This window comes from Catenulispora rubra, assembly GCF_015356825.1.
Lineage (GTDB): Bacteria > Actinomycetota > Actinomycetes > Streptomycetales > Catenulisporaceae > Catenulispora > Catenulispora rubra.
Window position 1 is genome coordinate 1 of sequence record NZ_JAACYW010000380.1, and the last position, 9,918, is coordinate 9,918.

A 9,918-nucleotide genomic window follows, 5' to 3' on the forward strand; every position below is an offset into this window, starting at 1 on the left:
ATACATCTGGACTGCGCGTTCCCGCAACTCCGGCGGGTACTTCCTCGGCGGTGCCATCGGATCGGTTCCTCTCACGGGATCAATCACCACATGATCTTGAACCTCCGGCAACTCGGGGGACACTCATCCCAACCGGCGCCTGGCCCGGCGCAGAGTCCGGTTGCAGCGGTTCGGCACGGACCCGACCACGGCCCCGATCGTGCGGTGGATGTTCACGATGCGGCTGCAGGAGATGAGCCTGGCCGGGATCACCAGGGCCCTCAACGACAAGGCGATCCCGTGCCCGTCGGCAGAAGATCCCGAGTCCAACCCGCACCGGACCGGTGCGGCGTAGACGCTCGGCACCGTACGGGAGATCCTGTTGAACCCGGTCTACACCGGCCGCACGGTGTGGAACCGCAGCCGCACCGACCGCGAACTGGCCGACCCGGGTAATGCCGCTCTCGGACGAGTCGAAGTCCGACGGCGCAACACCCCAGAACAGTGGGTGATCTCGCAGAAGCGCACGCATCCCGCGCTGGTCAGTGAGGCCGACTTCATCGCCGTCCAAGACCTTCGCGCCGCGCGCACCAAGGCGAAGCACGAGTACCAGCTCAAGGGTCTGCTGTGTTGCGTGCTGTGCGAGCGCAAGTTCGAAGGGCACTGGACCAACCAGATCGCCGGCTACCGCTGCCGGCACGGCCACACCAGCGCCATGGACTCCAGCGCGCCACGGCAGAGGAACACCTACCTACGCAAGGACCGCCTGCTCGCGAAGCTGCCCTTGCTCCATCGCTGGAGACCGGCAGCGAACACCCAGTGCGCATCACCATCTGAACAGAGAGACACGTCAAACAGTCAGAGGCACGACCAGAAAGGAGGAGCAGGCCACGCACGACACGCCGTCGCACGACGGCCGTCGTCAAGGAACGCATTCGCTGGGAGGTGATAGGAGGCACGACCAGCGCCGGGAATGGCACGAAAAGAAGCCCGGGCGCCAGAAAGGGCTGCCCGAAAGCAGCCCTACATGGGGTAAAAGTGTGTCCGAGGTCCGACACAAAAATTACGCACATTCCCGGATATGCCATTTGTCGGATTGATATCGCTCGACGCTCCACTTTTGTAGGCGACCGAGCGCCATCCGTAGCTGGCTAGTCACGGAGTGCAGAGGTTGTTAACCTCACTTCGAGTATCTCTCAAATCGTCTTCGCTGTAAACCGATTCTGGTGGATTGAGTCAGCTGAACTCGCTGATGACGTGAGCATTTGAAGGTGTGTTTCGAGGGCCGTTGTATGGCGGCCCTCGAAACTACGGCGAGGGTCTTCTAGGCGGTCCGTGCTATGACCGCTGGCACGGTCGAAGCACGAACCGTACCGGGATCGCGCCGTACTCGCCGGTCTGACAGCGGGTCAAGCGACCGGCCCTGACCGGCTGTCAAAACCGTCGCCGCGGCGCGAACCCGGGGTGCTTCACCCACCACGCCGACGTCGGTTGAGTCGGCGCGATACCGGGTCAGGGACCTATATGAATGTGTGCGGCCCACAGGGCAGGGTGGGCACGGTGCGCATCGCGGAGTTCTCGGATGGTGGCGTGGAGGGCACGCGCTGATTCCGTGATGTCTGCCGCGGCCGGCACGTGTTCGGTCAGCCTTCTATAGAAACCTTCGGATGTGTAGAGGGAAAACTTATCGTCGACGGTCCACAGTGTGCCGACGACGTGAGCGAAACCAGCCATCTGGAGCGCAGTGGTGATGTGGACCGCTTCGTCAGCCAGGCGGAGGTTGCTCTGGGACGTACTGCACGCTGAAAGGAAGGCGAGGCCGGCGTTGACGAGATGGAGCCTGGAAAGGCTCATGACCGTCAATGGGGCCGTGAGATGGTCATGGAGGACAAGGAGGCTGGCAGCCGGATCACTCCAGTCGCTGTAACCGTGGCAAGAAAAATGAGCGATCCGGTGGCGAGGCAAGGCGGTGACGACAGCCTGGTGAGTGGCTTGTCGACCGGTGAAGACGGTCGTGGACGGCAGGACTGCAGCGAGGAGGTCCACCTCTTTAGCGGCGCCCGGAAGCGGCGAATGGTCTGGGGTCTCCGGCATCGCGATCACCAGAGCCTCGGCAGCGTTTGTGACGCGGCTCCGACGAGCATGTCCCAGGGCGCGGATGGTCGGAGTGTACGAAGAGACCACGCGGTCCAACGCATCGTCTGTTCTGTCCGCAGGCCCGGCCGCGTGCAGAGGCAGAAAGGCCATTTGGCCGATGGGGCACCACCAGATCCTCGGCAGTTCATCCGCCCCGAGTGGTGCCATGAGTCCTAGGGCGGTGAGAACGGGGCGTGTGACAGCCTCCCAAAGCCAGCCCAGAACCGTTTCCACCGCCGTGTGGGCGGCTGCCCGTTCACTCAAACTGCCGCTGAACACTGCCGGCACAGAGCTGTGGAGTACATCGATGTTGGCGAGGGCTTCCGTTCGGCTCAGATCCCGGAGCTCCACTACCTTGACTGGGTCATCGACATCGGGCGTGAGGATCAAGGCATCGGCTCGGAACGGACTGACGTAGACCAGGACGATCGGTCCCTCCAGGGCCTCCGGCTGCAAGTGGAGAACGGGCACCGGCAGCAGGAACTCCTCAAACCCGGGGAGGGTACGGATCTCTTCAAGAAGGGCCGCCCACTCTTGCTCGGGCTGGCGGCGGTCAAGAGTCGACGATATAGAGACTGTGTCTCGCCGATCGGACTCGTCACGCAGAAACGCGAGCTTCGCGGCGAGCTCAGGGGCGTGAAGGCGCAATTCAGCCAGACCGCCGCGGACTTCCAAGCGCTCCGACAATAGGACGCCTCGGGCCTGTTCGAGCAACTCGACGGCACGGTCAGGGCGGCCTGCGGCAACGGCAGCCGATGCAGCTTCCGCAGCAAGACCTGCCAGTTGACCCAGTCCGTGCTCCCGGTCAGAACGTCGCAGACGCGGTGATGCGATCTGTGGGAGGAGCTCCACGGTGCGTTCATAAGCGGTCAGTGCGGCTTGGCTGTCTCCCTGTTTCATCGCCACCCAGCCCAGTCCCTGCAGAGCCGCAAGCCGGAACCGCGCCTTCGCATTAGAGAGCTTGGCCGCCTCGGCGAAGGATTGCCGAGCCTGGGACAGTCTGTGTGCCCTGACCTCATCGTCGACCGTTCGGTCAGCCCAGGACTTGAAGGTCGTCCCGAGGTTGTAGAGATAGCCGAAGTGATCAGGGTTGTCCGGCAGGTCAGCATCGGCATGGTGGGTGAGGCCAGCCGCCTCCCGGGATATGCGAACGCTTTCCTCTGCATACTGCTCGTCCCCTGACGCCTCGTAAGCCACCCGGAGAGCAACGCTTAGATTGGACATCACCGATGCCTGGTCGGGATGGTGTGCGGGCAGGCCGCCAAGTGCCTCCCGATGCGCTGTTATAGCCTCCGCGAGATGCTCGTACTCCAAGCTTCGCTCGTAGAGGAGCATCATGGTCACTCCGTGGTTCGTCGCCATCTGTGCACGGTCTGGATGATCCGGGGGCACTTCGTCGATCGCCTCACGGCCGGCCTGTCGTGCTTCTTCAAGAGCTTCCGGAGTGAGTGTTCGCTCATAGAGGGTCGAGACCGTGTTGGCGAGATTGCCGAGTGCCCTTGCCCGGGCTAGATTTCTGCGGGGTGAGGCGGCGACCACCTCACGGCATGTTTCCACCGCTTCGACAAGGCTGGGCAGATCGCCGGTCAGCTCGAAGAGGTCGGTAAGCGCTGAGGCAAGGGCTGATCCACTCGCTGCCGTGGTGTCGTCACGGCGACTCAGACGCCGAGCGTCTCTCGCGAGCTTCACTGCTTCGACGAGCGCCTCGGTTTGACCCGTTCGTTCGGCCAGGAGTTGGAGCGCGTGGCTCAGATTCACCAGCGTCGTGAGGTCAGACGGATGGCGGGCGGTCAGCGAGAGCACGTGCCGCTGCACCTTGATAGACTCCCGTAGATGATCCAGGTCCCCCGTGGCCTCGAAGCTGAGACTGAGAGTGGCTCCCAGGCTGGCCAGGTGGGTTACACGAGTGTCACTCCCATGACCCAACGCTTTGAGGGCTGAGCGATGGGCTTGGTTCGCCCCCATGATGTGCGCGGCATCGCCAGTCTGCTCATACAGGCTTTGAAGGACGTTGCCATATGTGGCGTGGAAAGCCGGGAGGTCGGGATGGCCGGATATGACGGCAGAAGCCGTCTCTCGTAAGGTGGCATCTGCCTCGTAGAGCAGTGCCATATCGTCAACCAGCTCGAACTTGGCGAGTAGTTCGGTACTGAGATTCACGGCTCGCGCAAGGCGATCGGCATCGTCGGTCGGCGTCGCCTTCCAGGCCTCGCGGAGAACGTCGATGGCCTCGTCCCGCACAGCAGGGTCGTAGGTCTCTTCAAAAAGAAGGTTCAGTGCGAGAGCGAGGTCTGACAGGCGGCCCGGCCGGTCCACATCCTGCCTCGGGGTCGCCGCCACCACCTCATGGAACAGGTGGATTGCCGCTCGGAGATTTCTGCGGCCGCCTCGTTCGGCCTTGGCAACGGCCTTCGCGCTCATATCATCGAGATCCTCGCGAGGCGGGGCGGAGACAGAGCGGCTCGGTCCGGGCTGCGAGGCCGTGGGCAGGTTGCCCCGGTGCGAGCCCGGCAGGTCCGCCCTTCCGGGGAACGCCCAGGTCAAGAATCTGGTGCGGCCCACGGGCGGCAGCGTGTCATGGTGGCCGAGGATGTAGCGTTGCAACGCCGCGTCATCCTCTGCGGAACGACCTCCGATCATCTTCAGCCGATGGCTCGCCACCAGGCCTGCGAACCAGTGCGCGAAGGCCTCATTCGTCACCTGTGAACCGAACAGTTCGACGACCATCAGTCCTGCGGCGCCTGCCACAGTGAGATCCAGATAACTGTCGACCACCCCGATCAGAGCCCGTACCTTACGCAGAGAAACGCGCGTCAACCTCTCATGCCGCAGCTGCGCGCTCGCCACCTCCCGCGGACCGCCCTGACGTACGTCCAGCATCGTGGTGCGACGGTCCGTCACACATATGACGGAGCCCGCAGCAAGTCGCCACGCTCGCGGCTGTATCTGTGTGGCCCTGCAGTGACCGGTGAAGAGAACCGCCTCGCCGGGGTCAAGATTCAATCGGAACTCGTCCGGGGAACTCGCAGCCCATTGGGACCCGGAGCTGTCCCCCAGCGGACGCAGGCCGCCTAGGTTCTCTGGAATCATCGGTCAACCTTCCGTTCCTCGGACTCGAACAGTCACTCCGCCAGTGGTGACCTATGGTCCCAGCGGCTCTTGCGAAGGAGAGCATTCATCTTCTCGCCGAGCTCGGGGGTCACCTGAGTCCGCTGGTCCGCCAGACCAATCTGGATCGCGACGTCTATTGCGTAGAGATCAACGCAGGATTCAACAAGGTCCGCGTACACCCTCGTAGCCTGCCGAGACCGCGTCCACGAGGTGAGCGCGACGATGAGCGCGATCAAGGCGGCCGGCCACCACCACCATGCAAGGACCAGGTAGAGCGTTGCCCAGCCGCCCAGGCGGATCGATCCAGCGAGGGATTCCTGGGCCGCACTCACCTCGGCCCGCGCGGAATCAGGCAGCGTCAGCCACAGTCTCGGCCAGAGCGAGTCGAGATGAAGACCGCATGCCCGGTCCACCCGAACCCTGCATGCCCAGAGCCTGTCACCGATCCACGTCGGCAGGTCAGCTTCGACGAGACTGATCCGGTCCGCTCGACGAGCGATCGCCTCCACCTGCTCACGAGGTGCCGCTTCCAGTGCGTGTCGAGCGGCCTGCGAGCGTGCACGGCGCCGATCCGCCAGCAGCTTGGTCGGCCCTCTGCGACCAGGCAGCACCAAGAAAAGTCCATACCACCATCCGAGAACGCCCGCGGCGAGACCGGCTCCGACTGAGCCGGCGAGGATCAGGACGACCACCAGGACGACAACGCCGACCGAGCGAAACGTCGGGTCCTTCGCCCAATCCGTGACCTGTGTCAGCAACCTGCGCAACGCGAATGGGTGATGTTGTCCCAGGACGTATGCCGCCGTCGTGGCGGCGAGGTAGAGCAAACCGGGCACCGCCAAAAGCGTCGCCCACCGTTCTGCAAATCGCTTCCCGATCTCACCGAGAAAGGCGTTCATACAGCCCGAGCCACAAGCGATCGGCCGTCAACCCCACACCGCGGCGCGGAATGCCCAGACCGCACCAGCCCCCGACCGGCACACAGCCCGCCAGGGCATTCCCACCACTCGGCACCGGACGAGCCTGAACCGCCGCGCACCGGCGAATATTGTCTGGACGACGAGAACAACCCCTGTGGATCAACCCGCGTGACCATCACATGCAACGCGTTAAGATCACCTTCCAACAGTGGTCCGATGTCGCCCCCGAGAACACGCTGCATCGCCCTTTGCAGGACGTCCGCCATACCTTCGGCCTCCGCGAGCATCAGCAGTTCATCATGGTTCAGCTCGCGGCAGAACGCTGCGATCTTCTCCGGAAGCTTCACTACGCCTCGATTCCACGGTTTGAATCCAACATATAGAAGTTCACTAGGGGCCAAGGCGGATTGCTGGATCTGGATCGAAGGTCGTCCCTAGACATGCTAGGTGTTTTCCATTAGGTGAAACGATTCGTTCCGGCCGGCCTGAGTCGCGTGAAGGCTCCCATCTGCGGCGATGGCGGCTGCTGGAAAGGAAACGGTTCGGGATGTCGTTCGCGACGATCGCACAAAGGAAGCCCCGAGCTCGGGCCCGTAACCTCGGCTCGCAGTTCCCTTCCCGCTCCGACGTCGACCAGCAACGCGTCGGTTTCCTATCCGCAGTCCGGGCCAACGACGCCGCCTCGGGTGCAGACGGCCAAAGAATCCAGGCGGTCTCAATGGCGAGCAGTGCGACATACACGTCGGAATGGCCTGCGAGTCGGCGCACCTGCGGCATGGCCGGCTGCGCCGCCGTTACGCATGCTTTGAGAGCGTGCAGTGCGCTTTGTATCACCCGTCGATTCTCATGCTCGCGAGCGGCATCGAGGATGCGGATCGTGTCGGGAACCGCCTCGGTCGTGCCGAGTTGCCGAACAGCGGAGAGCAGCTTGTCGACGTGGTTCTGCCCGTCGCGGTCGATCTCGGCGGGTACTGCTGCGAGCTGCTCGAGGAGGCCGGGCTCGAACTTGTGCCGGTAGTCGCGGGACTGCCCGAGCGTCTGGGCGAGCATCGACGCTTCGCCGCCGTCGGCCAGTGCTGCCGCTATTCCCGGCACCGCGCGCGGGTCACCCAGACGGGCAAGCGCCAGCAGCATCATCCGGTACGGGTCCTGGACCTTCCGCTCCGGGTCGCACCAGGCAGCGGGACCCAGGGCGAGTACCTGCGAGGCCAGGGCGTCGGCGGCCGGGGCGGCCAGGTCGTAGGTGTCCTGTAGCGCCAGAGCCGCCATATAGCGGACCGGATGCTCGGGCGCATCCAGATGGCCGCCGATGAGCCGGACCAGACCCTCGAACGGTCCGCGTCAGCGGCCGATCAGCCGACTGCCCATGCGCAGCGCGTCCACCCGACGTCCCGGATCCGGATGCTGGAGCTGATTTGCGACCAGCGCGATCCGGTCGGCCAGAGCATCGTGCAGCACCCGCACCAGTTCTGAGGTCCAGGCGTCCGCTCGGCCCTTGCGCTGCGGGGCGAACATCATGCGAACCACCCCGACCAGCGTCGGGGTTGCCGGACGGTCATCAGCCGTCGCAGCCGTATAACTGGTGCACCACGGCGGCGACAGTGATCGCAGTCGCACCGTGCGTGATCGTCCGCTACCGAAACTCACAGGTGAAGGCCCTTCGGTCATTCATGACGCGGTCACGGATTGCGCCAGGGCATCGCCGCCCGGCGCCGCCGACTCACCTGCTTGCGGAAGCCGCACTGGTGCGGGACACCAGCAGTGAGAGTCTCTGAGTCCGCTGACCGGTGATGTTGGTGAAGTGCATGTCTCCTTGGCGATCGAACGACGAGGCGTTGGCGCTGTTCCCGTTGGCGCCCACGGCACTGGCGACCGCGATGATGAACTCACCGACGACGATCGCTGGAGCCGCGGCGGAATGCTCGGACTTGGTTAGCTGGTCCCAGGGACAATCCCGACGACGGATGCCAGCCGAGCCGGCTGGCTTGCGGTTCGCGTTCTACTGGCGGGTGTCGACCGAGGACCACCAGGACTCTGCCAGCTCGCGGCAGTGGCAGCTGGACCGGGCCTCGGCGACGATTAGCGGGGCCGGCCGGGTCGTGGCCGAGTACTCCGATGTGGGCCGAAGCCGCAGTGTCGCCTGGCCGAACCGTCCCGGAGCGGCGGCGCTACTGGCCGCTGTGCGGTCGCCGGATCGTGGCTTTGACGCGGTGGTGATCGGCTCGCACGAGCGGGCCTTCTTCGCCAACCAGTTCTCCCATGTCGGGCCGGTCCTGGCCGAGGCCGGGGTGCGGCTGTGGCTGCCGGAGGTCGGCGGCGCCCTCGATGCGGCGATCAGCGATCTGGACGAGCTGATGACTCTGCTGGGGATCCTGTCCAAGCGCGAGATCATCCGCGCGCGGGCCCGGTCCAAGAGCGCGATGAGTGCGCAGGTCCGAACGCAGGGCCGGTGGGTCGGCGGACGGGTCCCGTACGGCTACCGGCTGGTCGACGCCGGGCCGCATCCGAACAAGGCTGATGCCCGCTGGGGTCGGCGCCTGCATCGGCTGGACACGGACCCGGACACTGGGCCGATCGTCGGCTGGATCTTCGAGTCCCGGATGGCCGGGCACAGCGTCGCCCGGATCACGCGTGCGCTAAACGACGTCGGGATCAGCTGCCCTTCCGCAGTCGATCCCAAGTCCAACCCGCACCGATCCGGTGCTGCATGGACGGTCCGTACAGTGCAGGAGATCCTGGCTAACCCGGTCTATACCGGCCGCATGGTGTGGAACCGCGTGCAGACGGTCCGGGTCCTGGTTGATCCAGACAATCCGGGGCTGGGTGAGCGCGAGGTGGTGTGCTGGAACAGCCCCGATGAGTGGGTGATCTCCGAGCGGGTCGTGCATCCGGTGCTGGTGTCGGAGGCGGACTTCATCGCGGTGCAGGGCATGTGCGCTGCGCGCGAAGGCGCCCGGCACGAATACGCACTCGCGGGCCTGCTGCGCTGCGCGATCTGCGGCCGGGCGTTCGAAGGGCACTGGGTGCACGCTACCCCCGGCTACCGCTGCCGGCACGGACACACCAGCGCCCGTAACGCCGATCCGGATCGGCCGAGGAGCGCGTACCTGCCGGAGAATGCCGTCCTGGCGAAGCTTCCGCTTCTGTATACGCGGCTCACCGCCACGAGCCGCACAGCAGCGATTACCGTCGGCGCCACTGCCAGCGTCGCCGGGCACCCCATCCCGCTCGATCCGCAGGAGGTGATCGATTATCTACGCCAGCGCGGGCTAGTGCTGCGCTACGACTCCAGAACTCGGACGCTGGAGACCGAAACCAGCCAGCCTGTGCGCATCACCGTCTGACCGACCGCCCACCCGCGGTCGCCCACTGCTCGTGAGGAAGGAGGAGGGACTCCCCGCCGCATCGATATCGATGCGGCACCCTGCACGTATCCGAGGCAGGTGATAGGAGGCACGACCAGCGCCCGGGACGGCAGGACTCTGAGCTTGGGTGCCAAAAAGGGCTGCCCGAAAGCAGCCCATTGTGGGGTAAAAGTGTGTCCGAGGGGGGACTTGAACCCCCACACCCTTAACGGGCACTAGCACCTCAAGCTAGCGCGTCTGCCATTCCGCCACTCGGACCAACCAACCACCAGGGCTGGCAGCTAAGGCTATCGGATTGCCCCGCACCGGCCCAACCTAGCTCGGCGACGATGCGCCCCGGGTAACGGGGTGAGGAGGAGCCGGGCAATCAAATCGAGCTCGGCGACGATGCGCCCCGGGTAACGGGG

Annotated in this window: 5 protein-coding genes, 1 tRNA gene and 1 pseudogene; 2 read left to right on the forward strand and 5 right to left on the reverse strand. The window is 64.9% G+C overall.

Translation table 11 applies throughout. From position 1 onward, the window contains the following. The first annotated feature begins 160 nt into the window (after positions 1-160). Positions 161-928: pseudogene (locus GWK61_RS49490) on the forward strand (recombinase family protein). 563 nt (positions 929-1,491) lie between these two features. On the opposite strand, the gene GWK61_RS49495 reads toward GWK61_RS49490, so the two are convergent. The 4 genes from GWK61_RS49495 to GWK61_RS49510 all read right to left on the reverse strand — a co-directional run bounded on the left by GWK61_RS49495 (position 1,492) and on the right by GWK61_RS49510 (position 7,673). Beyond that, positions 1,492-4,995 (reverse strand): CHAT domain-containing protein, encoded by a 3,504-nt coding sequence (locus GWK61_RS49495; protein ID WP_194920696.1) that lies wholly within the window; start codon positions 4,993-4,995, stop codon positions 1,492-1,494. A gap of 242 nt (positions 4,996-5,237) precedes the next feature. Next, complete coding sequence (locus tag GWK61_RS49500) at positions 5,238-6,125, reverse strand: hypothetical protein (RefSeq protein ID WP_194920698.1); 888 nt, start codon at positions 6,123-6,125, stop codon at positions 5,238-5,240. 411 nt (positions 6,126-6,536) lie between these two features. Beyond that, entirely contained in the window at positions 6,537-7,415 is an 879-nt protein-coding gene (locus GWK61_RS49505; RefSeq protein ID WP_194920700.1) for a hypothetical protein, read from the reverse strand. A 72-nt stretch (positions 7,416-7,487) separates the two neighbouring features. Then, the gene (locus GWK61_RS49510; protein WP_194920704.1) at positions 7,488-7,673 is read right to left on the reverse strand and encodes a hypothetical protein; all 186 of its coding nucleotides are present in this window, start codon (positions 7,671-7,673) and stop codon (positions 7,488-7,490) included. 437 nt (positions 7,674-8,110) lie between these two features. Between GWK61_RS49510 and GWK61_RS49515 the strand changes: the two genes are divergently transcribed. After that, positions 8,111-9,490: a recombinase family protein gene (locus GWK61_RS49515; protein WP_194920706.1), complete on the forward strand. Its 1,380-nt coding sequence runs from the start codon at positions 8,111-8,113 to the stop codon at positions 9,488-9,490. Between the two features lie 195 nt (positions 9,491-9,685). Here GWK61_RS49515 and GWK61_RS49520 read toward each other — a convergent pair. Then, positions 9,686-9,769: transfer RNA gene (locus GWK61_RS49520), tRNA-Leu, on the reverse strand. Between the last annotated feature and the right edge of the window lie 149 nt (positions 9,770-9,918).